Source organism: Lacticaseibacillus rhamnosus (assembly GCF_900636965.1).
Taxonomy (GTDB): Bacteria; Bacillota; Bacilli; order Lactobacillales; family Lactobacillaceae; genus Lacticaseibacillus; species Lacticaseibacillus rhamnosus.
Map to the genome: position 1 here is coordinate 2,637,301 of NZ_LR134331.1, position 25,751 is coordinate 2,663,051.

The 25,751-nt window shown below is 47.5% G+C and carries 23 protein-coding genes; 8 read left to right on the forward strand and 15 right to left on the reverse strand.

Annotation, left to right across the window (positions count from 1 at the left end; translation table 11 throughout):
* The first annotated feature begins 33 nt into the window (after positions 1-33).
* From EL173_RS13310 to EL173_RS13325, 4 genes are all read left to right on the forward strand, one after another.
* A complete protein-coding gene (locus EL173_RS13310; protein WP_005691004.1) occupies positions 34-1,860 on the forward strand; it encodes an ABC transporter ATP-binding protein in 1,827 nt (608 codons plus the stop codon).
* Positions 1,847-3,760, forward strand: coding sequence for an ABC transporter ATP-binding protein (locus EL173_RS13315; protein ID WP_005691001.1), 1,914 nt, complete (start codon positions 1,847-1,849; stop codon positions 3,758-3,760). Before EL173_RS13310 ends, EL173_RS13315 begins: the two co-directional genes overlap by 14 nt.
* A gap of 163 nt (positions 3,761-3,923) precedes the next feature.
* Positions 3,924-4,136: a helix-turn-helix transcriptional regulator gene (locus EL173_RS13320; RefSeq protein ID WP_005690999.1), complete on the forward strand. Its 213-nt coding sequence runs from the start codon at positions 3,924-3,926 to the stop codon at positions 4,134-4,136.
* Positions 4,137-4,186: 50 nt separating this feature from the next.
* Positions 4,187-4,633 carry a hypothetical protein gene (locus tag EL173_RS13325; protein WP_005690997.1) on the forward strand — a complete coding sequence of 149 codons (447 nt, stop codon included), beginning with the start codon at positions 4,187-4,189 and terminating at the stop codon, positions 4,631-4,633.
* 58 nt (positions 4,634-4,691) lie between these two features.
* On the opposite strand, the gene metG is transcribed toward EL173_RS13325, so the two are convergent.
* From metG to EL173_RS13385, 8 genes are all read right to left on the reverse strand, one after another.
* The gene (metG, locus tag EL173_RS13330) at positions 4,692-6,674 is read right to left on the reverse strand and encodes a methionine--tRNA ligase (RefSeq protein ID WP_005690996.1); all 1,983 of its coding nucleotides are present in this window, start codon (positions 6,672-6,674) and stop codon (positions 4,692-4,694) included.
* A gap of 518 nt (positions 6,675-7,192) precedes the next feature.
* The gene (gene pepI, locus EL173_RS13345; protein WP_014571653.1) at positions 7,193-8,068 is read right to left on the reverse strand and encodes a proline iminopeptidase; all 876 of its coding nucleotides are present in this window, start codon (positions 8,066-8,068) and stop codon (positions 7,193-7,195) included.
* Positions 8,069-8,379: 311 nt separating this feature from the next.
* Positions 8,380-9,192: a DUF72 domain-containing protein gene (locus tag EL173_RS13355; RefSeq protein ID WP_005690985.1), complete on the reverse strand. Its 813-nt coding sequence runs from the start codon at positions 9,190-9,192 to the stop codon at positions 8,380-8,382.
* Positions 9,185-9,664 (reverse strand): NUDIX hydrolase, encoded by a 480-nt coding sequence (locus EL173_RS13360; RefSeq protein WP_005690983.1) that lies wholly within the window; start codon positions 9,662-9,664, stop codon positions 9,185-9,187. The genes EL173_RS13355 and EL173_RS13360 overlap by 8 nt, the downstream gene beginning before the upstream one ends.
* 157 nt (positions 9,665-9,821) lie before the next feature.
* Positions 9,822-10,727: a lactate/malate family dehydrogenase gene (locus tag EL173_RS13365; protein ID WP_005685219.1), complete on the reverse strand. Its 906-nt coding sequence runs from the start codon at positions 10,725-10,727 to the stop codon at positions 9,822-9,824.
* A gap of 24 nt (positions 10,728-10,751) precedes the next feature.
* Positions 10,752-11,348 (reverse strand): TMEM175 family protein, encoded by a 597-nt coding sequence (locus EL173_RS13370; protein WP_014571654.1) that lies wholly within the window; start codon positions 11,346-11,348, stop codon positions 10,752-10,754.
* A gap of 34 nt (positions 11,349-11,382) precedes the next feature.
* Positions 11,383-12,075: an NAD-dependent protein deacylase gene (locus EL173_RS13375; protein WP_005685217.1), complete on the reverse strand. Its 693-nt coding sequence runs from the start codon at positions 12,073-12,075 to the stop codon at positions 11,383-11,385.
* Positions 12,076-12,436: 361 nt separating this feature from the next.
* Positions 12,437-13,363, reverse strand: a complete 927-nt coding sequence (locus EL173_RS13385) for a hypothetical protein (protein WP_005690978.1) — start codon at positions 13,361-13,363, stop codon at positions 12,437-12,439.
* Positions 13,364-13,494: 131 nt separating this feature from the next.
* On the opposite strand from EL173_RS13385, the gene EL173_RS13390 reads away from it, so the two are divergent.
* A complete protein-coding gene (locus tag EL173_RS13390) occupies positions 13,495-14,004 on the forward strand; it encodes a YbhB/YbcL family Raf kinase inhibitor-like protein (protein WP_005690976.1) in 510 nt (169 codons plus the stop codon).
* Between the two features lie 101 nt (positions 14,005-14,105).
* Here EL173_RS13390 and EL173_RS13395 read toward each other — a convergent pair whose 3' ends face one another.
* The 5 genes from EL173_RS13395 to EL173_RS13415 all read right to left on the reverse strand — a co-directional run bounded on the left by EL173_RS13395 (position 14,106) and on the right by EL173_RS13415 (position 20,136).
* The gene (locus EL173_RS13395) at positions 14,106-14,384 is read right to left on the reverse strand and encodes a hypothetical protein (protein ID WP_005690974.1); all 279 of its coding nucleotides are present in this window, start codon (positions 14,382-14,384) and stop codon (positions 14,106-14,108) included.
* A gap of 49 nt (positions 14,385-14,433) precedes the next feature.
* Positions 14,434-15,417, reverse strand: coding sequence for a DUF1002 domain-containing protein (locus EL173_RS13400; protein ID WP_005685212.1), 984 nt, complete (start codon positions 15,415-15,417; stop codon positions 14,434-14,436).
* Positions 15,418-15,509: 92 nt separating this feature from the next.
* The gene (gene ppx / locus EL173_RS13405) at positions 15,510-16,451 is read right to left on the reverse strand and encodes an exopolyphosphatase (RefSeq protein ID WP_005690971.1); all 942 of its coding nucleotides are present in this window, start codon (positions 16,449-16,451) and stop codon (positions 15,510-15,512) included.
* Positions 16,448-18,610 carry an RNA degradosome polyphosphate kinase gene (locus EL173_RS13410; protein ID WP_005685209.1) on the reverse strand — a complete coding sequence of 721 codons (2,163 nt, stop codon included), beginning with the start codon at positions 18,608-18,610 and terminating at the stop codon, positions 16,448-16,450. The genes ppx and EL173_RS13410 overlap by 4 nt, the downstream gene beginning before the upstream one ends.
* On the reverse strand, positions 18,607-20,136 hold the full coding sequence (locus EL173_RS13415) for a Ppx/GppA phosphatase family protein (RefSeq protein ID WP_015764751.1): 1,530 nt from the start codon (positions 20,134-20,136) through the stop codon (positions 18,607-18,609). The genes EL173_RS13410 and EL173_RS13415 overlap by 4 nt, the downstream gene beginning before the upstream one ends.
* A gap of 360 nt (positions 20,137-20,496) precedes the next feature.
* On the opposite strand from EL173_RS13415, the gene EL173_RS13420 reads away from it, so the two are divergent.
* The 3 genes from EL173_RS13420 (at position 20,497) to EL173_RS13430 (ending at position 22,861) form a co-directional block, all read left to right on the forward strand.
* Positions 20,497-21,429: an aldo/keto reductase gene (locus EL173_RS13420; RefSeq protein WP_019728536.1), complete on the forward strand. Its 933-nt coding sequence runs from the start codon at positions 20,497-20,499 to the stop codon at positions 21,427-21,429.
* A gap of 94 nt (positions 21,430-21,523) precedes the next feature.
* The gene (locus EL173_RS13425; protein WP_005685204.1) at positions 21,524-22,348 is read left to right on the forward strand and encodes a methyltransferase domain-containing protein; all 825 of its coding nucleotides are present in this window, start codon (positions 21,524-21,526) and stop codon (positions 22,346-22,348) included.
* Between the two features lie 18 nt (positions 22,349-22,366).
* Entirely contained in the window at positions 22,367-22,861 is a 495-nt protein-coding gene (locus EL173_RS13430; RefSeq protein ID WP_005690965.1) for a GNAT family N-acetyltransferase, read from the forward strand.
* Positions 22,862-22,994: 133 nt separating this feature from the next.
* Here the strand turns inward: EL173_RS13430 and EL173_RS13435 are convergent, their stop codons facing one another.
* Together EL173_RS13435 and EL173_RS13450 are read right to left on the reverse strand one after the other, a co-directional pair.
* On the reverse strand, positions 22,995-24,350 hold the full coding sequence (locus tag EL173_RS13435; RefSeq protein ID WP_005690961.1) for an MATE family efflux transporter: 1,356 nt from the start codon (positions 24,348-24,350) through the stop codon (positions 22,995-22,997).
* Between the two features lie 542 nt (positions 24,351-24,892).
* A complete protein-coding gene (locus EL173_RS13450) occupies positions 24,893-25,750 on the reverse strand; it encodes a TPM domain-containing protein (RefSeq protein ID WP_005690959.1) in 858 nt (285 codons plus the stop codon).
* Position 25,751 lies beyond the last annotated feature (1 nt).

Genomic DNA, 25,751 nt, shown 5'->3' on the forward strand with positions numbered 1-25,751 from the left:
TTTTGGTAGGTTAAAGTCAACGAGGTGAATGCGATGAAAAAATATAGCCTATGGAATAACCTTCGCTGGTACTTTGCCAATTTACGCAAATCCAAACCTGCTTTGGCATGGACGGCAAGTGGCTTGGCTCTTGACAAGGCAGCTGCGGCTTTGCTGGGCGTTTTTACACCTGCACTGTTGGTCGGTGCCATTACCAATCATGCTACCTTAGGCGAATTCGCCCGGCTGGCAGTGTTAACCGGACTAGGATTGGCACTGACCAGTGAAATAGCGTATCTGATTATGACCCATGACGGTGTTGCAAGTTCTGCAGTTCGAAGTGACATTGGAATGGACTTCCACCAAAAGCAGTGGGATCTTGATTACGATCAAATTAGTAGCGGCACACTCCAAGAACTAGCCCACACTGCTTTTAAAAAAGGATTGAGTTACACGTTAGCGGGAGCCGAAGCCATCTACATTTACGGTCGTGGCACTTTGGTTGACCTGACTACCTTGATCGTCTTTCTAGCGACACTGTCGTTTGCGGTTCCGTGGGTTTTCGCACTGGTTTTAATCAGTGCGGCAATTAGTTACGCCGGTATGAGCTGGTATCGGCAATGGTATCAACAAAATAACGTCAGGTGGAACAAGTTGGGACGCCAACAAGATTACATTACCCGCAATGCCTATGCTTTGGAAAATGGAAAAGATATCCGCATGTTCGGCATGGCCGACTGGTACCATCACCATCTCGATCGCCTGTTGACGTTGCAAGATACCTGGCAACGCCGCAACTCGCTCCGACGCTTCTTAGGCGAACAGGCGGGGCAACTGGCCGGCTTGGTGCGGGACGCAATTGTTTATGGCACCTTAATTGCGGCGATTCTTCGCGGGCGTCTTTCCATCGCCCAATTCACCTTGATGTTTGGCATGACCAATAGTTTCATCACCTTGCTGGATCAATTACTCACTGATTTTAACGGCTTGCAAAATGCCAGCATCGACTTACAAGAGGTACGCGAATTTATGGCACTACAACCGCAAACGCCGGCACGGACACTGACAAAAGCGGAGCAAGCTCAATTAGCCAAGCGTCCTGTCACCATCACGTTTTCGCATGTGACTTACCGCTATCCGGAAGCAAAAAGTGCCAGTCTTAACGATGTCAGCTTCACACTCACAGCCGGTCAAAAGTTGGCCATTGTCGGGATCAACGGAGCCGGCAAGTCAACGTTGGCCCGGCTGATGATGGGACTGCTGCATCCCACTGAAGGCACCATTACCATTAACGGTTTGGATGCGAAGCTAATACCGCTAGCAGCTCGGTTTGCTTTGTTCGCACCGGTTTTTCAGGAAACCATTGTGCTGGCTCAGAGTTTAGCCGATAACGTAGCAATGACCAACCACTCAGACGCAACCCGCGTCATGAGCGCATTGAAAGCCGCAAACTTAGACGCACTCGTAGCAACCTTACCGCAAAAAGCCGCCACCCCCATGACGCGATACACCAGCGATGATGGCGTTGAATTATCCGGTGGTCAGGCGCAGAAGTTGATGCTGGCTCGGGCATTATATAAAGACGCACCAGTGCTCATTTTAGATGAGCCACCTGCCGCCTTGGATGCCATTGCCGAAAATGAAATCTATCAGGATTACGCCCAACTAGCGGCCGGTAAAACCTCCCTGTTCATCTCGCATCGACTGGCTTCAACCCGCTTTTGCGATCGCATTTTATTCATGGACCACGGACAGGTACTTGAGTCCGGCACTCATGAACAGTTGATGGCTAAGGCCGGCCACTATGCCCACATGTATCAGATTCAAAGCAAGTATTACCAACCAGCTGCAAAGGAGGTAACGGCTAATGGCAACTTCTAATCATTCTGAACCAAAACCTTCAAAGCAAACCGCAAACCGGGCACTGCGAGTGGTTCGCATCATCCACCAGCTCGATAAATTAGCCATCCCGATTGAATTTCTCCGCGCTTTGACAACTGTCGGTATCCCCTATTTAAACATCGCCTTCTTAGGGGTGGTCTTGAATCAATTGCAGCAACATGCAACTTTTCGGCAAGTCATTCTCCTCATTGGTGGCTTTTTGCTTGCCAGATATCTGTTGCAACTTGCCAGTAATTGGTTTGCCAAACTGGCTGAAGACCATGAGACCGGCGTAAATCGACGACTTGATCGCGCCACCACTGAAAAGCTGCTCACCGTGAGCTATACAACGCTTCAAGATCCGAATATGCGTAATCAATACGCCGGTGCCGTAGAAGGTAAGGCTTTTAGTGGCGGGATCACATCACTTATGAAAGATGGCCTTCAAGACTTCTTCTCGCTAGTGATTGCCATCGGTTTTGCGGTCGCCACTTTAATCAACCTCACGCAGGCAACCAATCATGCAGCTACTTGGTTCAATGATGCCCGTTATCCGCTTTTGATCATCGCGTTACTTCTTTTCCCAATCATCGTGGGGAGTTGGAGCGTTCATCACAGTAATCAGATCCAGCAACAACTCATCAGAAAAATTCTGCCAAGTAACCGCCAATTCACCTATTTTTCAAACTTCACGCAAAATATGGACAATCATCAAGTCATTAGGCTTTATCAGGCATCCGCGCTTGTCATGAAGAATGAACGTGACAGCAATCACCGCTTTATGAATCAGCTTCAGAGTGGCTACTGGAAAATTGCTAAGTTCGGTCATTGGCCCAATGTTGCTATTGCCTTATCCGTCATCGGTTTGTACATCCTTGTCGGAGCCAAAGCCTTAATGGGGGTTCTCGCCATTGGCAGCGTCATGATTGCCGTTGGGTATTTTCAGCAACTCATGACAGTCGCTTATCAATTTCTCCAGCAAGTTGCCATGTATGTCAACATGATTGACTATTTGCAATTCTACGTTGATTTTCTCAACTTGCCGGACCATGATCAGTCTGGCACACTGCCAGTTGAAAAACGCAACGACAACGAATTCGCTATCCAGTTTCATGATGTCAGCTTCAAATATCCAGGCAGCGATCAATGGGCCTTGCGCCACGTGAATCTGACACTGAACATCGGCGAACGGCTTGCCTTAGTCGGTCGCAATGGCAGTGGGAAAACAACGCTGATCAAACTACTCGTGCGGCTATTTAAACCCACTGAAGGCATCATCACCTTAAACGATATCGACATTCAAAAATACGATGAAAACGAATATCGCAGTCTTTTGGGTGTGGTTTTTCAGGATTTCCGGCTTTTTGCCTATAGCATTGCCGAAAATGTTGCCGCTACTGCTCACCCCGATCGTGAACGGGTCTGGAAAGCCCTGAAAGTAGCCGATGTAGCCGACCGGGTTAAGCGTATGCCTAAAACCATCGATACGCCGATTACGACGGCGCTGAGTGATGACGGCGTGACCGTTTCCGGCGGTGAAGCCCAGAAGATTGCCATTGCACGGGCGTGGTACAAGGACGCCCCGATCATGATTCTTGACGAGCCAACCGCAGCACTCGATCCCATCTCGGAATATGAAATTTACCAGCGCTTTGATGAGCTCATCGAGGGTAAAACTGCCATCTACGTCTCCCACCGAATGAGCTCAACCCGTTTTTCGCAACGAATTGTTGTACTCGATCACGGCAAGATTGTTCAGGACGGTACTCACAACAGCCTCATGGCAGAACCCGGTATTTATCGCGATTTATTCAATGCGCAGGCGCAATACTACACCGAAGATCGCATCAAAGCGGCTCGTAAAAAAGTGGCAACGACAACAACTGCAGTGGCGGATTAGACAACTTATTCTGACGTCTCCCAGAAGGCACACTATGAAGAATCTTGGCATGGTGTGCCTTTTATTATTTTTAAAATTCTAATGTAAAGTTTGCTTGACATTTTAGTCAAAAGAGATTATATTACATGATGTAAAGTAAGCTTTACAAAGCGAGGTGTAGCTTTTGGAAAATCGGATCGAAACATTGCGCAATCAACATCACTTAACGCAACAAGACTTAGCCGATCGCTTAGAAGTTTCGCGCCAAACCGTTAGTTCTCTCGAAAACGGCAGATATAACCCCTCACTCGGACTCGCATTTAAGCTTTCACATGTATTTAACCTACCCATCGAACGCATTTTTATCGATGAAAGTGCGGATTCGAAGTTGCTATAACCCATCCTGAATGATCAATCACTGTTTGTTTTACCAAGGAGGTAACCGTCATGAAAAGAATTTTGCACGTTATGCCTTTAACGAGTTGGTTAGCGTGGTTTGGCGCTTTTGGCTTTGCCATGTTATACCGGTATAGCAAAGCCATTGTTCCAGAAAGTATCGAAAAGGTTCTTTTGGTAACAGTTGCGGTCCTTGTCAGCTATGCTATTTTTGCAACTCAGCAGCGAACCGAAACTCAGCGAATCCAAAAGCTGCAACATGGATCGCTTTCTGATAAGAGGCTTGCTAATGAGATGAACGATGAGCGCAATCAAATGATTATCGGCAAAGCAGCCGTTCTCTCTATTAAGTGGATTGTCCTTTTGAACATCGCCGCCTTGTTTGTCATGGCAGCATTGGACGTATCAAGCGTTGCCATAGTTCTTCTTGCACTAAGCACTATTATGATCCCAATTCTCAATATCATCCTTCAGGTACACTTGAATCGAACAATGTAACCATAAACGCATAAAAAGGGCACTTCATTTTGAAGTGCCCTTTTATTATAGCGTTCAATTAACCAACCAAACTGCCATTTTCCAGGTTTTCTGAGACTTCCAGCAATGTGATCTTCTTGCCGTCCAAACTTTCGGCTGATAACAGCATCCCCTCGGACATTTCGCCTTTAAGTTTGCGTGGCTTGAGGTTGACCACAGCCATGACCTTTTTGCCTTTCAGCTTTTGGTAATCCGGATAAAATTCACGAATACCGGACAGAATCTGGCGCGTACCTTCATCACCAGCGTCAAGGGTAAACTTCAACAGCTTGTCAGCGCCCTTAACCGGTTCAACGTTTAAGATTTCTGCCACTCGGATTTCGCTCTTATCGAATTGCTTGAAGTCGATTTCCGGCTTGCGGGTCTTTTCATCGACAGCTGCTTTAGCCGTGCCAGGCGTCATCTTGCTCTTGATATACGCTACTTCTTCTTCAGCATCAAGCCGCGGGAAGATCGGTGTGCCTTGTTCGACGACTTTGGCCCCAGCAGGCAAGGCTCCCCACTTCACGACTTTGTGATCTTCGTTTTCGTGATCTAAGCCAAGTTGACCGAAGATTTGAACCGGTGCATGGGTCATCACTGGCTGAATGAGTAAAGCGATCAGGCGCAAACTTTCAGCCAAGTGTGCCATGACCGAATCAAGCTGGTCTTTCTTGGCTGGGTCTTTGGCGAGTTTCCATGGTTCGGTTTCATCAATATACTTATTGGCGCGGGAAACGATCTTCCAGACCTGATCCAACGCGTCTGAGAACCGTAATTCATCCATAAGCTTGTGATATTGCGCCAACGCTGCCTGCGCAACATCGCCAAGGTCCTGATCAAATGGGGTAACATCCGGCTTGAAGGCAGGTAAAATTCCGCCTTCATACTTGTTAATCATGGCAATTGTCCGATTCAACAAGTTGCCCAGATCGTTCGCCAAATCATAATTAATCCGATCAATGAAGTCTTCAGGTGTGAAAATGCCATCGTTACCAAATGGAATCGCGCGCATCAGGTAGTAACGCAGCGCATCCAGTCCGTAACGTTCCACAATCATGTCCGGATAAATGGCATTGCCTTTTGACTTGCTCATTTTGCCGTCTTTCATGACCAGCCAGCCATGTGCGTAAATCTTTTTCGGTAATGGCAAATCCAAGGCCATCAAAATAATCGGCCAGTAAATGATGTGGAAGCGAACAATTTCCTTCCCGATTAACTGAACATTAGCCGGCCAGTATTTATCAAATAAGGCGTGATCGTTGCTGCCATAGCCCAGCGCGGTAATATAGTTCAACAGCGCATCGACCCAGACGTAAACCACGTGTTTAGGATCAGACGGGATCTGAACGCCCCAATTAAAACTGGTGCGGCTCATTGCCAGATCTTCTAGACCAGGCTTGATGAAATTGTTAATCATTTCCGTCTTACGCGATGCCGGCTGCACAAAATCAGGATGCTCATCATAATACTTCAGCAAACGATCCGTGTACTTGCTCATCTTAAAGAAGTAGCTTGGTTCATGAACCAGTTGAACTTCGTGGCCAGATGGAGCCTTGCCGCCAATGACTTTGCCATCTTTATCACGATAAACTTCAGACAGCTGCGACTCGGTAAAGTATTCTTCATCCTCGACTGAATACCAGCCAGTGTATTCGCCCAGATAAACATCGCCTTGCTTAATTAGCCGTTCAACGATTTCCTGAACTGCCTCGACATGTTCCTTATCCGTTGTCCGAATAAACTTATCATTCGTGATCTCAAGCATTTTCCACAGTTGCTTGATCTGTGCTGCCATCCCGTCAACATAAGCTTGCGGTGTGACCCCTAGCTTGTCGGCTTTTTGCTCAATCTTGAGGCCATGCTCATCTGTCCCGGTCAGGAAGAAAACATCATAACCCATCAACCGCTTATATCGTGCCAATACATCTGCCGCAATGGTCGTATACGCATTGCCGATATGTAGTTTGCCAGATGGATAATAAATCGGTGTCGTCACATAAAAAGTTGGTTTGCTTGCCATGCAAGTGCCTCCCGTACATTAATTCAGAATGAGTCTAGTATAACAGAGTGTGAGCAGGAACGCTTAGAAATCGAAGTGAGCGTGAACCGGCGCGCTTAGAAGTCGGAGTGTAAGTGGCCTCAAACGTGATGGCCCGGTTTTGGCCATTGCGTTTGAGGTCCTTACACGCAGACTTCTGCGCCGGTGAGCGCGTTATGGGCATAAGCTGGAACATAAGCGGCCTTAAGCGTGATGGCCGGGCTTGGCCATCGCGTTCGAGGTCCTTACACGCAGACTTCTGCGCCGGTGAGCGCGTTATGGTGAGCGTGAACAGGGCCGCTTTGAAACCGGAGTGTAAGCGGCCTCAGGCGTGATGGTCGGGCTTTGACCATTGCGCCTGAGGTCCTTACACTCCGGTTTCTGGCCCTGTGAGCGCGGTTATGGGCATAAGCTGGAGCACAAGCGATCTCAGACACGATGGCCCGTTCCACCTTTATCCAGCTACTCTTCTCAAGCCAAAATCCATACGCCCCAAGCAGTCAATCATTTGCCGCCAACCATTGATCCAGAACATGAATGAACTCATCATGTTGATCTAGCAGCGCCAAATGCCGACTATTAGCGAACAAGTGCCACTTTGCACCGGGAATATGGTCTACCACGCTTTTGGCAATCAAAGGCGTGCACAGATCATCCGTTCCGCTCGTCACCAAAACAGGCACATGGATTTTGTGCAACTGGTCGGTCACATCAAAATCACTGATGGTACCATTTTCCGTAAATTCATTTGGCCCTTCCGCAATCAGACTAGCGCGTTTCCCATTCGTTGGTCGACGTAATGGTTCAGGCGAATTTTCATCTGGATCATCCCAGCAATATTTTTCCATGTAGCGATCATTTGCGGCTAGATACTTCACGTTGGTAAAATCACCGGTGCGCTCCGCTTCAGCAATTGCCGCTCGGTCTTCGTAACTAAGATACTTGATTAGCCGATGTTGCTCTTGAACCCACAACTTAATTGAAGCCGGTGAGCCATCAATCATGACACTTTTAATGCCTTGCGGGTCAAAGCTAGTCAGATAATACATCTCCAACATCCCGCCCCATGACTGACCGAGCATATGTAACTCATCCAAGTGCAGGAACTTACGCAAAGCAACAAGCTCTTCGGCCCAAGTTTCCTTCACATAAACCCCCGGATCTTCCGGGAGCGATGACTTACCACAGCCAACCTGATCATACATAATCAACTGCCGACCGGTTTCGGCATAGTCATCCATGAGCTCAAAATAATTATGCGACGAACCCGGGCCACCATGAATCAACAACGGCGCTTTATCGGCACTAGGTTCACCGACAATGCGATAGTAGGTTTTATATTCATGAAACGGCATGTATCCTTCTTTAATCTTCACAACCATCCAAACATTCGACCTTTCAAGAAAGTGAGCGCGAGCCGGCGCGGTTAGAAACCGGAGTGTAAGCGGCCTTAAGCGTGATGGCCCGCTCTTGGCCATTGCGCTTAAGGTCCTTACACTCCGACTTCTGTGCCGGGGAGCGCGTTATGGTGAGCACGAACAAACGGTCTTCTACGCTAGCAAACACGTTACGTTATCGTTGCCAAAAATCGCACGCACGCAACCTAACGTACTTACTGCGATTTTACTACGCATCGGCAATACTGTCAGACAAAATATGAAAATTGTCTAAAAAAACCATTAAAACGCTAAAACAAATCCAACTGCCGCGGCGCCAACCCGGGAAAATCCAGTCCTAACATATCAATCAACTGCTGAGCGTTTGCTGCCGCGTCATGTCCGCCATTGTTATTGAAGATAACCGTCACATTTTTGCTTTTCAAATGCTTCACGATTAAGGCAAACGCCTCTAACTCGGCTTGACTGTACCGATAATTGGTTCGTTCCGTTGTCTTAGCACCGCTTTGCCCCCAAGCCTGGTTGCGCCCATGTAACCGTAAAATTGTCAGTTCAGGGTTCGTGGCAATTGGCACCAATGGGACTGAACCGCTCACGGTCTGCGCCTCATCGACCACCACATGAATGTCGCCAGCAGCTTTGAGCAAGTCAATCGTTGCGGCACGATACGCCGGTAAGTACCAACTAGGATGACGAAACTCAATAGCCACCGGCAGATCAGGCAGCCATTGGTTCATATTTTGTAAATATCGGACATTTTCCGCCGTTACGCCAAAGTATGGTGGGAACTGGCACAAAACCGCTTGTAATTGATGCGTGGCAGTCAACGGCGCCACCATGTCGTTGAAGCGCGAAAATTCGGCCACCAAGTCTTGCGTTGCGGCATGTTTCGTCATCAATTTGCTTGCTTTAACGATAAACTGAAAGCCCGCCGGCACCTGCGCCTGCCACCGTCGCACTAGATCAGCGGTTTTCAACCCATAAAACGTGGTATCCAGTTCAATGACCGGAAAATACTGGGCGTAATCAGCAAACGTACTGCGCTTACCATTGGCCGCCAAGCTAGGGTGATCGGCCACGCTGGTTAATCCGACCCTAATCATGGAACTCACCATCTGCAATTCGAAATGCCTGAAGCGTGTCGCCGTTAAAGTAGGAAGCATAATCATGTTTTTCGCCATTCAACGCATATTTCAGCAACGGCTGCAGATCCGGCACCAACCCGGGATTATCCGCCAGCAGCCACGTTTTGGAAAAAGTCGCTAAAATACCTTCCCGCGTCGCTTGCGGTCCTAAAAACGGCTCATCGGTTTTCCCGAAAAAGGCGTAAAGCTCACCCCGTAATTGGCCATCAACATGCCAAAAAACGCGCCCAACGCCCGTTAACTCATGAGCAGGGATGATAATGTGGCTTTCCTCCTGTAACTCCCGTGCTGCACAAACAGCAGGTGTTTCATCAGGCAGGAACTTACCACCCAACGTATTCCACATCCCGCGATACGGTGGATTCGTCCGGTTGATTAACAACCAACCACTTGGCGTTTCAACAGTCACCAACGTATATTTTTTAACCATACCCGAAAAACTCCTTATTAAGGCGTAACATTCAAATTAACTCTAGTAAAAAGGCGCCGATTTGATCAGCACCCTCAACGTTGGAGTAAAACGTTAGAGAATACCGGTCACAATTTGGCGTCTTTTTATGCATGACATCAATGCTACTGGATTAATCTTACTTCATCTTTTCCACTGTAGCTTTAATGATGCCCGCGGAATGAACATACTTAGCGCGCTCTTCATCGGTAAGCTTCAACTTAGGCGTGTTAACAACACCGAGCTTGCCAATCGTCGCCGGATGACCGATGGCGATACCGAATTCAGGATCATAGTTAGCGCACGGAAAAATCCGCTTGGCATCACTGATGATCGCCTGCGTCATTTCGGTTGCAATGGTGGCAATGCCGTAGCTGGTATAATGTTTGGCCTGATAAATCTTCCAGCCGCCAGCCCGCGCCGCATCAGCTAATTGATCATAATCTACTTGCGCATAATCCGTGATTGGCTCGTTGTTAACCCGCACCGTTGACCACGCCGTAAATTGTGACTCGCCATGCTCACCCATGTTATAACCGCGAACATCGGCGACATTCACATTTAGCGATTCAGCAACCGCGCGCCGCATCCGATAAGTATCCAGCGAGGTGCCAGTGCCAATAATCTGGGACTTTGGTAGGTCAAGTAAATATTGCCAATAGCTGGTGACAGCATCACAAGGATTGGTGATATCCAGCAAAACGCCATGGAATCCGGACGCTTTCAACTTTGGTGCCACATCGTCTAATGCTTGTTTTGACGTTTGGGTTTCACCAATTCGATCGCCGTTTGAAATCGCACCGATATTGCCAACCGCGGAAATGACAACATCTGCATCTTTCAAAGCATCGTAATCATTGACGATAATCTCGGTATAAGTCGGCAATCCACCAAGTGCATCCTTCAAATCATAACTTTCGCCTTCAGCTAAATCAGCCTTTTGGTCAATTAGCACCAGACGATCCGCAATCCCCTTGCTAACGAGATTAAATGCTGTTGTCACCCCAACATGTCCAATACCGATAATACCAATGGTTCTTGCCAAGATAAAAACCCCTTTTCACAAAGTTTAGTTTTTCGGGCCATGTAGCAAATGCCGTTCAACCCGCTGATCCGGGATGGCCCACAAGAGTAACATTACCAAGTCCAGTATGATCGTTAACGGTGGCCAAAGCAAAGCCAAAATCATGGCAACAAATGCGATGATGATCGAACCGATTGCTTTCCAGTTATGCTGGCGATTGTATAAAGCAGCCAATTCAGAGTGTGGTCCATTAACTCGCCGCAATGTCTCTACCAACAATAGATAACTAATATTGGCCATTAAAACCACAAAGCCATAGATCAATTCCGGTCCAAACGCTTCAACATGCCCTTCGCCAACCCAGCTGGTGGCAAAAGGAAACATTGAAATAGCTAACATAAATAGCGAGTTGGCCCACATTACCCGCCAATCAATGCGCTTAACCAGCTGAAAAAGGTGATGATGATTATTCCAGTACACCATCAACGTTAAAAACGAGACCAGGTAAATACCAAACACGCCGCGAAGTTCCCAAAGCGAAGCCAATGAACCGCTGTGGGGCGGATTTAATTCCAACACCAAAATCGTCAAAATAATGGCAATCACAGCATCGGTAAATGCTTCTAGCCGTCCTTTGTTCACAAGCCATTCCCCTTTTCGTGCACCTTGTAAATGATCAGACGTGCAAATCGGCAAAAATATCGGTGGCATCTCCCAATACCATGTGGCCACCTTGAGGCAAGGCGATCTGCTCCCGATTAACGGCCACAATCGTCGCGTCCGGTTGCGCATAACCGATGAGTCCAGCAAATGGATAAACCACAAAACTGGTGCCAACGACAATCAATAAGTCAGCCGACGCAATCGCGTTAATGGCGGCACTGACCGTATCCGGGTTGATTGGTTCGCCATATAACACAATATCCGGCCGTAAAATACCGCCATCTGCTGCGTGCACGTCGCTTTTCAAATAAGTCTGATAATCAAAATGTTGGTGACACTGCTGACAATAAATGCGGTACAGATTACCGTGAAACTCGACCACATGCTTGGCTCCTGCTTGGCGGTCAAGTCCATCAACGTTTTGCGTGACAATGGCGCCCTTTTGATTACTAATCGCCGCCATTTTTTCATGAATCACATTGGGTTTGGCATCAGGGTAATACATGTTGTTCACGACGAATTCATGAAAATCTTCATGATGTGCCTGCAGATTATCAATGGAAAGCGCGTACTCGGGATCAACCTTATCAGCATACAGGCCACCCTTTGAGCGATAATCCGGAATCCCCGAAGCCGTTGACACCCCTGCTCCGGTCATAAACGTCACATACTTAGCCTGAGTCACTGCCGTCTGTAAATCAAACATTAGCCATCCCTCCGTCGTTATCTCTTCCTATCACCAATATAGCAAGCATCCCAACCAGTATTATTTAATTGCCGTCAACGTTTCCCCTTGACAAGTCGTTTCAAGTCCATGACAGCGCATTCAGCCGCCAAAAATAATTTTGTATTTCTTAACATTCTACGGTCGAAAGGTGTAATATTATTCTATATAAAGATTGATAGAAAGGTGTCTTGATTGTCATGAAATCCTTTCGGTGGTCGCACTTCTTTAGTTATTTGATTATGGCCATTGTTTTAGTTTTCTTTGCCATTGTTCTTTACCAGGTAGTCATGCTTGGTATTCAATCCGTCACTAACGGCTTCTTTATTAATTTCGGTCATCATTAACGGATTGTATAATCCAGTTGGTACTGCGCCAGAACGTCATTCAGCGGTTGTTGATACAGCTGCTGGAAGGCTTCTGGCGTTGTTGCGTTCTCGGACAGCGGCAAGACGAAGGCATTTTGGTCATCACTTCGACCCATGGCAACATAAGCAGGCTGCTTAGTGTCCCGATCGCGGTAGCCACTGTGCTTGATTAGGTAAACCTGATCCAAGGTGAGTCGCAATTGCCGTTTGGATAAAACCGGTGACAACGTAGCGAATTCCTGATCGTTTGTGGGTTGATAGCCTAGTTGCTCAATTAAGGCATCAAAGCGGCTAAACAAATGCACGATGGCACGGCGCAACCCAAACGGTGAATCGAGTTTCTGCTCGTTAATCAACTGAAAAAGTTCTTGAGCGTAAGGCAATGCTTGCGGGTAGGCAGCTGCCAAATCAGCGGGCAGCTTGCCATCTAAAAAGCCTAACAGATCAAGTAACGATAAAATTCGGTAGATGACCAATTGATCGTCAGCTTCAGCAGGTACATTTTGCTTGAATCCGGCTAACACTTGCGCCACGACTGCATCCGTGATTAACCCGTGTTCGCGTTGCCATGCCACCACCAACATATGCATCGCCGCATTATACAAAGCGGTACTGGTGGCGTAAAGCTGATCATCGACTTGAGGATCACCGCTTAGCAAATGAAATTGCAACTGCGAATAGCCTTTCATCTGATACAACAAGTGAAGTAATTCGTGACTCAGTGTGTAATCCGCATTCGTTGTATCCGTCACCACTACCTCTAGCGTACCATCTTTTTTCAATCGCTGATGGCTCTGGTCGTGAGTCAAGACCCCACTTGCCTCGCCTTGAATGACCACTTCTAACGGATGATCATAGTGTTGTTTAACCTCGTCAAGTAATACCTGAACATTTTCTTGCATGCCAATAATTCTCCTTTTGCCTGCGTGATCGGAATATTGAGCCAATTAAGCAGTCATTTTTCCGGTAACGATTGGCTTTCATGTTTTTGATCCACTATCATTAAGGTAGCGATAAAAAGGAGGAAATTCAAATGAAACTATCCGTACCACTTGTTAACGGCCAGCTTGATGATCGTTATGGCAAACATGCTACCGGTGCTGATGTTAAAAACGGTTACCCGATTACGAGTTTTCCGTTTACGATTGAAGATGCCCCTGCAGGTACCGTCAGTTTTGCCCTTTGGTTCCTCGACTATGATGCCGTTCCGGTTGGCGGTCTGCCGTGGATTCACTGGAACGCAGCCAATATTCCGGCATCGGTCACTAAGATTCCTGCTGGTGCCAGTCATCATAACCTCGTGCCGATGATTGAAGGTAAAAATGCGACGGCCGGTCATTTGGTGGGTAACACGGATCCGTTTACCCGGGAAGGCTATGTTGGCCCGCAACCACCTGACAAGGATCACGATTACACGTTGATTGTTTTCGCGTTAGATACTAAGTTACCACTGCAACCGGGTTTCTGGTTAAATGAAGCCCGCCATGCCATGAAAGGTCATATTTTAGCCCAGGCAGAAGTTGACCTCCCATCACGGGTTTAAGTGCGGGGTTGCTAAAAAGTAAGTTACTCAAAAAGCCTGCTGATCAGTTTCAGCAGGCTTTTTGAATTTAGCTCAACTTTGCAACTTTACAGTCCAGTCCTTCAACTGCCATCGCCGGTGTTCATCCACAATGCTCCGGCACCGACCGCGGCTAACAGGCCAATGCCGATAATACCGACCAAGGCAAATTTAAAAATTGCAAAACCGCCGAGTGCAAACAGCGCCAAGCTGATAAACGGGTGCCGCAAAATCGCACCGAGGAGTTTAACAACCAAGAACAGGATAATAATGACGGCAACAATAGCGCCAATCGTGATGGCACCTGTTAGCGTGTGTCCGTTTTCGCTCTGTGTACTTGCCAGCATACTTGGTAACATCATGAAACCTCACCTCTCTTAATGGCCAATCCCACGCAGCTGTCCGATTTGACTAAAACATGCTGCGAACCCACTGGACAATGCCACTAAAGAAGCTAACGATGCCGTCCCAGATTTTCTGTAGGAAATTACGATTTTCCTGCGTATTCAAACTACTATTAAGCTTGTCGAATAAGCCTTTAGCTGAATTTTGAATTGAATCTGCCAGTTTGCCAGCCTGCGCTTTAAAATCGGTATTCTTCAAGGAACCGGCCTTTTGGACATTCACTAGCAAGTTAATGATTAATTGCCGCTGATTGTTATTAATAATCGTGGTCAGATTATTCTGTTTCAGCTGACTGTCAACGATATTGCCAATTTGGTTCTGCGACAGGGTTTGCTGCCCATTGTTACTTTGCGAAGCCATTTGCTGTTTGGCTCCGGCAACTGCATTGTTCAGCTGTTTGTCGGTATAGCCATCTTTGCCTTTATTAGCCTGCGTGATCGAACTCAGCGTATTGACTTCCTGCTGAGCGGCATTAATTTGTTGGTTATTCAGGTTCTCGCCATTTTGGGCAAACGCTGCATAAACCCCCGCCAACGCACCGGAGCCATCGATTTTGACCGCACTGGTGATGTATAAATTAGCATTGCTGACCCCAGCCGTCAATGCGGCGTTACGGTATTGATCTGCCGTAATCGTGGTAATGTTATTCGTTCCGTTATACGGCACAATGGTGACATTAATACCGCCATTATTTGTCTTTTGTACTAAGGCACTGGACCACACGCCGGAACTTTCCGTAAACGAGCTACCAGAGGGATTGAGATACTTCACCAAGGTGGCACCATTGACCGTCAACTGTGTGGCATTGGAGACGCCCGCTGCGTTTTGTAATGTGCTCAGCGTTCCGTTTTTCTGGTCGGTTGTCAGCGAAGACCCTAGCGTTGCAACCGGCTGGGTCCAGGCATCATCAGCACGCACGATTTGTGGTACCGCTGTAATCAATGCCAGCCCAGCCGCAGCTAGTCCCAGCCATTTAATCAGTTTTTTCATAACTCAAAACCGTCCTTTAAGTTGTTACGACTATTATCGCTGATTTGCTGCGGCTCGTCAGCAAATCAGCATTCGGTTTAAGCAATGATTAATTAATGTTCCCGCTGATTCACGGCTCGGGTGTTCAGGTGATCGTAAAGTGCGCCTTCACGTAACCCAAACTGTGAAAAGGTTAAGCGATCAGAATCAAGGTACCGAATCATCGAAATAACCGGCATGAGTCCGCCGACAATAATGTCAGCCCGATATTTGGACAATCCCGGAATGGCTTCGCGGGCTGCCAGGTCGGAGCTGAGAATTTCTTTAAAAATATTATTGGCCTGCTGTGTCGGCATACGGTAACCGTGAATGGCTTCAAAATCGGCTAATTTTTCCTTACGCCGTTCGATCTTCGCCAAGGTCCGATTACTCCCGCCCAACGCAATAATTGGCAGGTTTTGCGCGCGCCGTAACCACCAAACACTATTAAAAGTTTGCTGAATAAAGGTGCTTAGCGCAAAATATTCGGCGGCTGAAATTACATCAGGATTCAAAAACCGCTCAGATAAGTTAACCGACCCGAATGGAATCGATACCAGGTGTTGCAACTTACGATTTTGAACCAGAATCAATTCCGTCGAAGCACCGCCAGTATCCATAATCAAGGCGTTTTGAATCGGCAACGTATTGATAACACCCAGAAAATCGTATTCTGCCTCACGCGTACCCGGAATGACGCTAATCGTTAAACCGGCTTCGTTTTTGACCCGTTTAAGAAAGTCCTTTTGATTCTTGGCCTCACGAACGGCAGCAGTTGCCACGGCTTTTAGATCAATGTCATCGTACTTATCCAGTTCGGCTTTAAACCCTTGCAGCGCCTTGAGCGTCCGCGCCATGGCGGCAGGTTGCAGAATACGGGAGGATCCCATATCTTCTGACAAGCGCACCATTTCTTTTAGCCGTTTGACGGGCTTAACGACTTCCTGCTCAATTGACCAGATTGTCATTCGTGCAGAGTTGCTACCTAGATCGATGACTGCGAAGTGGTGCGTCATGCATCATCATCCTCCTTTGGTGCTGTCATTGGGATAAACGTGTGGGTTGCGTGTAAGTCCTCAGGTGCCTGATCAATTTCTTCACGTCGTAACGCCTCACCCATGGCCACAGCGTGTTCAATGAAGTAAGCCTGAGCGTTGAGTTTTGTCACACCGCGCAATTGTGCCCGGGTCCAGGTACTGTCTGGCTGTAAAATACGCGTTTTGACGTTATCATGCCACATAATATCGAAAATCTTGATGATCCGTTCCCGAATATCATCTTGCAAAATCGGAAACAGCAATTCAACGCGCCGGCTTAAATTCCGATTCATCAGATCTGCCGAGGACAGATACACATTTTCCTGCCCGTCTGCATAAAAGTAATAGATGCGGCTGTGTTCCAGTAACTGGCCGACAATGGAATGAACGGTAATATTATCCGAAACACCGGGGATTCCGACTTTCAAATTGCAAATGCCGCGAATCAGTAAATGAATTTCGACGCCGGCATGCGAGGCTTCGTAAAGCTTCTCGATCATGGCGGTATCAGACAGTGAGTTCATTTTCATTTGGATCAAAGCTTTGCGTCCGGCCTTAGCTGCCGCGATTTCTTCGTCAACCCGATCCATTAAATAATCACGAATGCCAAGCGGCGCAATGACTAACTTGTGGAAATAAGGCGGTTCGGAAAATCCCGATAGCATATTGAAAATGTTTGACGCATCTTCGCCAATTTCGTTATTGCAGGTGAACAAACCCATGTCAGTATAAAGGCGGGCGGTGACATCGTTGTAATTACCGGTTGCCATATGCATATAGCGCTTAATGCCATCTTCTTCACGCCGAACCACTAACGCGAGCTTGCAATGGGTTTTCAATCCGACTAACCCGTAAATAACGTGACAGCCGGCATGTTCAAGTTCTTGCGCCCAGTGGACATTATTCTCTTCATCAAATCGTGCTTTTAATTCCACCAGTACAGTCACTTGTTTGCCATTTTCCGCCGCTTTTTTAAGGTAACGGATAATGGGTGATTTGCTCGACACCCGATAAAGCGTCATTTTTACAGCTAAAACTTGCGGATCCTGAGCAGCTTCCCGAATAAAGTCAACAACTGGCTCAAAGCTGTCATACGGATGCTGCATGAAAACATCACGTTCTTTAATCACATCAAAAATCGAAGTGTCTTTAAATGCCGGATCGATATACGGGGTAAATGGCTTAAAGAGTAGTTCCTTATGTCCATGCACCTGCTTAACCAACTTACTGAGAAAGTTCAAATCAATCGGGCCGTGAATTTCGTAAACATCTTCTTCCTTGACGTTCATGGCCTTGGTCAGGCGTTTGCGCAGGTGTTTACCCATCCCTGCTTCAATCTCCAGCCGCATCACTTTACCACGTTGACGCTTCTTAAGTTGTGACTGAATCTCCTTCATCAAGTCAGAGGCATCTTCTTCAGCCACGTCCATATCCATATCACGCGTCACCCGGAAAGTTGCCGTTTCTTTGATATCGGCGCCTACAAAGAGTTCGCCCACAAACATGCGAATGACCTCTTCCAGCAAAATAAATACGTTATCACCGCCTGGAAGCCGCAAGACCCGTGGGAACACATCGGGAACCTGCACCATCGCAAACGACCGTGACTTATCGTCATCATCGTCCGGCCGCACAAGTCGGATTGCCAAATTCAGGCTGTTGTTACTGAGAAACGGAAAGGGCCGGGTTGGATCCACTCCCATTGGCGTCAATACCGGATAAAGCTCATAGTGAAAATAATCCGACACAAAATCCTGTTGCTTTTGGGTTAAGTCTTTGGCATGCAGCAACTGAATATCGACAGCATTCAATTTTGGTATCAACGAGCGTACCAGTGTGTTGTATTGTTTTTCGACCATTTCGTGAGCAGTTTTTGAAATGGCATCAAGCTGTTCCTGAGGCTTCATCCCTGCAGCATCAGGCTTGTCGTAATTAACCGTCACCATCTTTTTCAATGATGCAACGCGAATATTGAAGAATTCATCCAAATTACTTTGGGTGATGCCTAAAAATCGAACCCGTTCGAGTAAGGGATTATTTTTATCCCGGGCTTCTTCCAACACCCGATCGTTAAACGCCAACCAGCTTAGTTCGCGGTTATTAAAATACCGCGGCTTCGAAAAATCAAGCTTTTTCATAACGTGTTTCGTCCTTTCAGCTCAAGTCCTACTCCAAAAACCTCGGAGAAAAATTCACCTTTACGCGCCAAGGTCCAGCGTTCAAGTTCAATATCATCATTGGCCTTCGTCGACAACACCACTTTGTCTGGCTTCAGCGAAACGCGCATTCGTTGAATCTTTTGCTGCCGCGATGCATCTAAACTGTCTGCTACCCGTAAAATGGCTGATAGTTTGGCGACAACTAAGCGATTCTCGGTCGACATGATCGGGAAGTTCTTCAAATCCGACTGGGGGGTTACCGAACTGTGAAAGCGCGTGATGGTAGCGACCATGGTGACGTCCAGTGCATTTAGACCCATAATTTCAGAAGCCTTAATGATGTAATTCGAATGCGCATAGTGTTTGTGCGTTTCAATGTAACTACCAATATCACTAACCGTTGCCGCAACCTCTAGCAGCAGCCGTTCATGCTTGCCCATCCCATGTAATTTCTTGAGTCGATCAAATAATTGCAAGGCAAATGTACGGGTTGTCTGCATGTGGTCACAATCAACCCGATAACGTTTGGCCAAATTATTAGCGCTGATGACAATTTCTTCATCTGGATCAAACCCCAGCTTTTTGAAGCCACCAGCATGGGCCGCGTGCACTTCCAAACCATCAATCGCTTTTAAATCCGAAATCCAAATTGATTGACTGTTTAACGTTTCAATCAACCGATAAACCAACAGGACTGTCGGTAAAACCAATGACGTTTGATTTGACGTTAAATCATAAGTATCGGCCAGATATTGGTCAGAGGCTTTTGTCACTTCATCATAAAGCAAATCAAAGCCGGGACGATCAGTTTCAACTTGCCGCTTACCTTCTGGAATCAGGTTTTGAAAAATCGACAAGCTGCTGCCCATTAAAATCACATTGGTATATTCAACCCCTTGTGGCAATAAGCGCATAAAATCCAGTAAGCGACTGTCAATATAATCACGCATAACCTCAACGTAATTGGTTACCGAGCGCTGAACATCACTCATAATTTCATACACCCGCAACGGTCCCAGCGACAGGTTACGTGAAAACCCAAACGTTCCTTGACTAAAAGTCGTCAACTCGACTGAACCGGAACTGATATCAATAAGCACGGTTCCTTTTTGGGTAATCGTTTCAAACTGGGGAAACTTGACCATAATCGCCTGGGTACGGAAAAATGCCTCTTCTGACAAAGAAGTGGTTTTAATGAGCCAGCCAGTACGCGTGTATAGCTGATCCCGAACAAACTCGGCATTATCCGCTTCTGCCCAGCTCGTACTGGCATAAACATTAACGGTTGCAACGCCATAGTCTTTAAAGATCTGATCAATAGCGTCAAAGGCCTGCACAATGGTATCAACGGTTTCCGGTAAAATTTCATGTTCAGCATAAAAATCATCACCAATAGCAACTGGGTATTTACCGCGCTCGATTGCCTTAAGCGTCCGTAGATTCGTGATACTAAAAAGAATCGACTGTGCGCCAATCATCACGAACCCCTGTATATTGTTTGCCATGTCCGCTCCATCCGTTTCTTCTGAATTTTCCAAAGATCATTAATGTTCTAATGCCATGATAGCACGGCTATTATCCGCTGTGAGAATTTTTAGACAAGCCTTATTCAAAGCCGTTTTCTCAAGCAGTTTCAGTTTACCAAAGATCCCATCATTTCTTTTATAAATAATGAGCGATATTTATTTCTTCTCAGATAGCCATCAATCCGCAATCCGTGTTTTGCGCGCATCCGCTGGGGTCATCACCTCAACTATTGGTATTTGCGTAAAAAGATTGTAACGACCCAATCTTTTGCGCAAGCGCCATCATTTTTGTGATAGTCTTAAATCATCATGAAACCTTTCTGAAAGGAAGTCTCACAATTGAAAATGATCAATCTCGGGCGCTCCGGCTTAAACGCTTATGCCATCGCTCTTGGCGTCATGCGCCTACCGAATCTTGATCGTCCGCGCGCAACGGAATTGCTCGATGCTGCTTACGATGTCGGAATTAACTTCTTTGATAACGCCGATATTTACAGTAATGGTAAGGCCGAACAGTTATTCAGTGACGCACTGAAAAAAGCGAGCTTCACCCGTGATCAAGTCTTGATTCAAACCAAAGTCGGGATTATCAATGATCGCAAAAGCATGCACCGCTATGACTTTTCCAAAACGCATCTGGTGACGGCTGTCGACCAAAGTCTAAAGCGTCTGGGAACGGATTATGTTGATAGTTTACTGCTACACCGTCCCGATCCGCTCATGGAACCTGAAGAAGTCGCTGAGGCGTTTCTTCAGCTGCAAAATGAAGGCAAGGTGCGTCAGTTCGGCGTTTCCAACTTTAATCCTGCTCAAATCGATTTGTTGCAGCAAGCTGTCCCGCAACGCCTTATCATCAATCAGCTGCAATTTTCGCTTATGCATACTGGCATGATTGATGCCGGCATGCATACCAACATGGCTGATACACGTTCCATCGATCATGATGGTGGCCTTTTGCCGTATAGTCAACAACATCATATGACCATTCAGGCTTGGAGTCCGTTCCAATACGGTTTCTTTGAAGGGGTCTTCATCAATAATGACCAATTTCCTAAGTTAAATGCGCTGCTTCAAAAACTAGCCGATCAATACACCACCAATCCTAATGCCATCGCGGCTGCTTGGCTTTTGCGCGTTCCGGCGAATGTGCAGGTTATTGCCGGCACCACCAAACCGGCGCGTCTGCGGGCGATTGCCGAGGCAGCAGATATCACCTTAAGCCGTCAAGAATGGTATGATCTTTATTTTGCGGCCGGTAACGACCTGCCTTAAGCCTAAATGCCATTCTGATTGGCAGCTATCAGACACCAACTCGTAAATGACCTAAAAATTGACACATTTAATCTTTCTATAAAGGGAGTTTCGCATGAAGAATCGACTCGATGATATTACAGATTTAATGGCACTTGGTCCGACTCCGGATGCCCGTGACATTCAGCGACGTCAAACCGCCCACCGAATTGCAATTGCAGACGCTTGGCAAATTCAACCAGGCGAAAACATCTTGGAAATCGGCTGCGGTCAAGGTGACTTAAGTGCGGTTTTGGCAGATCAAGTGGGTCCCAGCGGGCATGTCACCGGGATCGACATTGCTTCGCGCGATTACGGTGCGCCGCTCACACTCGGACAAGCGTGGGATCATCTGTTAAACGGGCCGTTAGCAAGTCGGCTGACGGTACACTTTGATACCAATCTCGCCGCCAGCCTCGGTCCGGTTGCCAATCAACATTTTGACCGCATTGTGATGGCGCATAGTTTATGGTACTTTGCATCGGCCAATGCGTTTGCCTTGCTTTTGAAAAACCTGCGCACCATTGGCGATTATGTCGATCTTGCCGAATGGTCACTTCACCCCACCGCGCTTAATCAAATTGGTCACTTACAAGCCGCGATGATTCAAGGGTTACTTTATGCGATTGCACCTAGTGATGTTGCCAACATTCGCACTTTAATCACGCCTGATACCTTAGCGCAGATTGCCCATGATAACACATGGTCCTACACTGCTGGCAAGCTAATAGAATGTCCGGATCTAGATGATGCCAAATGGGAAATCGCCACCACTAAGGCTTTATTGACCGAGCTAAAACTTAGTACCGATTTGCGTGATCGCGTAAAGCCGCAGCTGGAGGCCATGCAGCATAATGGTACCGCTAGTTTGCCCACATTTACCGGTCGAATCACGTTCTAATGCATAGGAGGCGTCAGCATGATCGAATTTGTTCCCGCCACCACCGCAGATCTGCCCAAGATTGTTGCCATTTATAATGAGACCATCCCTACGCACCAGGCAACAGCAGATTTGCAACCTCAAACTGTTGACCAAAAAGCTGATTGGTTTGCAGCGCACAATGATCATTTTCCGGCATGGATGATTCAGGTTGATCATCACAATGTCGGCTGGCTAACGCTTTCCGCTTACAGTGACCGGGCAGCGTATGATCAAACCGCGGAAATCAGCTTGTATCTGGACATCACTGCCCGCGGTCACCATATCGGCAGTTCGGCCTTGGCGTTTGTGGATCAAGAAGCACCGGCTCGCGGATTGACAACGATCATCGCAAGAATTTTCGGCCACAACTCGGCCAGTCGGCGTTTATTTAAGAAATTTAACTACGACCACTGGGGCCATCTACCAGCTATTGCCGATCTACCAGAAGGAAAAGCCGATCTGGAAATTTACGGCAAACATTTTAACAGCTGATTGGGACACCTACTAACGAAAAATTTCCTACTAAGGTTAATCGCCAAAAAAATCAGTTCTTCCTGCAGCCCACTGACTTAGGAAGAACTGATTTTTATATTCTATCATGTCACTTTTTCCATAATGGCTACTTCTACGCTTTTTCCCCTGTTTTCGTATCTTCTTGCTGTCTAATCCGCCGCATGGTGCGGATGTAGGAGCTGACCAATACAAGCACGCTGCCAAGCCATGCCAGGGGATTGGCCGCCGATGCCCCGGCAAAGCCAAACGGTACTACAAGGAAAATCGCCGCAAATGCCCGCATACCTAATTCAAAAAATCCGGCCACAGTCGGCACCAGCGTCTGTCCCAATCCTTGAAGCAGGTTCCGGACGGTAAATAGGATGGCTAGCAGCCAATACATGCTGGCATTGTAGTGGAAATACGTTTGGGCCAAAGCGGTAACGGCGGGCTGATTCGGTCCGAGAAACAAATTGACTAATGGTTTACTAAAGACAATGATCAAGGCACCCAACACCAACGATAAGCCAACATTGACCAACAAAGTTTGATACACGCCGCGGCGAATTCGACCGTAAGCCTTGGCACCGAGATTCTGCGCGGCAAACGTTGCCATCGCTACCCCAAACGAAGCTGAAGGTAGTGTCGCGAGCTGATCAATCCGACCGGCCGCAGTATAGGCAGCAACCGCATTCGTACCAAGCGTGTTTAGCATCACTTGCAAGATAACAGCACCGATTGCAATGATCGACATTTGGAACCCCATTGGCAAGCCGACTTTTAAGTGTTTAACAATATCCTGCCAATCAAAGCGCAAGTCGCTGCGGTTAATGACCAACAACGGAATCCGCATGCGAATATAGATCCAACACAGTAACGCCGCAATCACCTGCGCACTGACAGTTGCATAACCGGCACCCGCCACGCCGGAATGAAAACCCAGAATAAACCAGAAATCCAGCACGATGTTAATAATCGTCGCAATGATCAGGAAAAACAGCGGTGTTCGTGAGTCCCCCAATGCCCGCAACATATTACTCAGCAAGTTGAAACTCATCGAAGCAATAATGCCAAAATAAATCACCCGCACAAAGGCAATCGAGTCATCCATAATATCCGGCGGCGTCTGCATAACGGTTAATAACGGCCGCGTCATGGTCACGGCACCGATTGTCAAAATAACGGAAATTCCTAGCGTGATCCAGACACTCGTCCCGAAACTACGCCGCACCCGCCGATAATCACGTGCTCCATATGCTTGGGCTGTCAAGATTGACAGTCCAGCTGTCGTGCCTTGCGCAAAGCCGATAATCAAAAAGACGATACTCGAAGTTGCACCAACCGCAGCCAAAGCCGCTTTGCCAATCGTACGACCGACAATCAGCGCGTCCATAAAACTATAAAGCTGTTGAAAAAGATTCCCTATTAACAATGGGATCGTAAATAAGATGATCAGTTTCAAGGGTTTGCCAATTGTTAAATTGCGCATCAATCTATCCTCCAAGATTCTTTCATGCCTGGTTGCGTGATGATGTCAGCGCGTATGTTGGGTTGGCATCATCGAAACTTATGGGGTTATGACGTACGGGAACGGCTTGTATTTTGGGCTTTTTGAGCTTTTTTCGCCCAAATGTGTTTCCCCGGCGCAGAAGTCTGCGTGTAAGGACCTAAAACGCAATGGCTAAAGACCGGGCCATCACGCTTTAGGCCACGACGAACCACTTTACGCCCATAACACGCTCCCCGGCGCAGGGATCTGCGTGTAAGGACCTTAGGCGCAATGGCCAAGACCGGTCCCATCACGCCTGAGGCCACGGGATTCACTTTACGTCCATAACGCGCTCACAGGGCCAGAAACCTGCGTGTAAGGACCTTAGGCGCAATGGCCAAAGACCGGCCATCACGCCTAAGGCCACTTACACTCCGGTTTCTAAGCGGCCCTGTTCGCGCTCACTAAATTACAATCCCCCCACGATATCACAAAAAGCCAGACAGCTGAATAACTGTCTGGCAATTGAAATATATTTGCAATCAAACATCGGCACCGCCGCCTCCGGAGCTGCCGCCGCCCCAGCTTGAGCCACCGCCGGAACCGCCGCCAAAGCCGCCGAATCCGCCTCCGCCGCCTCTTCGGCCTGCAGAGAACAAAGCATCTAGGATGAGCCATAGCCAGAAGCCGCCATCACCATCGCGGCGCCGTCCGCCACGGCCACCGCCGCCGCGACCGCCGAAGATGACTGCTACGACCACAACGACAAGAAAGATCACAACAATCTTTCCTAGCAAACTGCCACCGCGATTTCGGTCCGCATTTTGGTAGCGATTCATGGTTTCATCCGAGACCGTGTTTTGATCCTTAGGAAATTTATACTTTTTATCAATAACGGTCGCAACGGCATTGAAGACCTTGCGCAAAGCCTGATTCAGTTCGGCTTTATTACCCGATTTAATTCCTTTTAGATTCGTATTGAGGATTTGTCCCGCCAAAGCGTCTGGCAAGTCACCTTCAAGGCCGTACCCTACTTCGATCCGCAGATTTTGCTTACCATTATTGTCAGCGTATAGAATCAACACGCCGTTGTCGGTACCTTTTTTCCCGATCCCCCATTTCTGAAAAAGATCAGGTGCATAATCCGACAATGGATCGCCGTGGGTAGACTTTAGTGCAGCTACCGCAATTTGCGGCTGTTGTTTGGTGCTTTGATAATAACGATTCTTTTGATCAACCAGTTGTTCGGTTTCCTGATCAAGGTAACGATCCTGGTCCAGGTAGTAATGGTCAGTTGGTCGTGCCGGCAGATCCTCGGCCGCTGCTACCGGATGAGCTGCACCGGTAAACAACAACAAGCCCGTCAGCGCGGCTAGTAACCACGCTAAATGCCTGCGCATG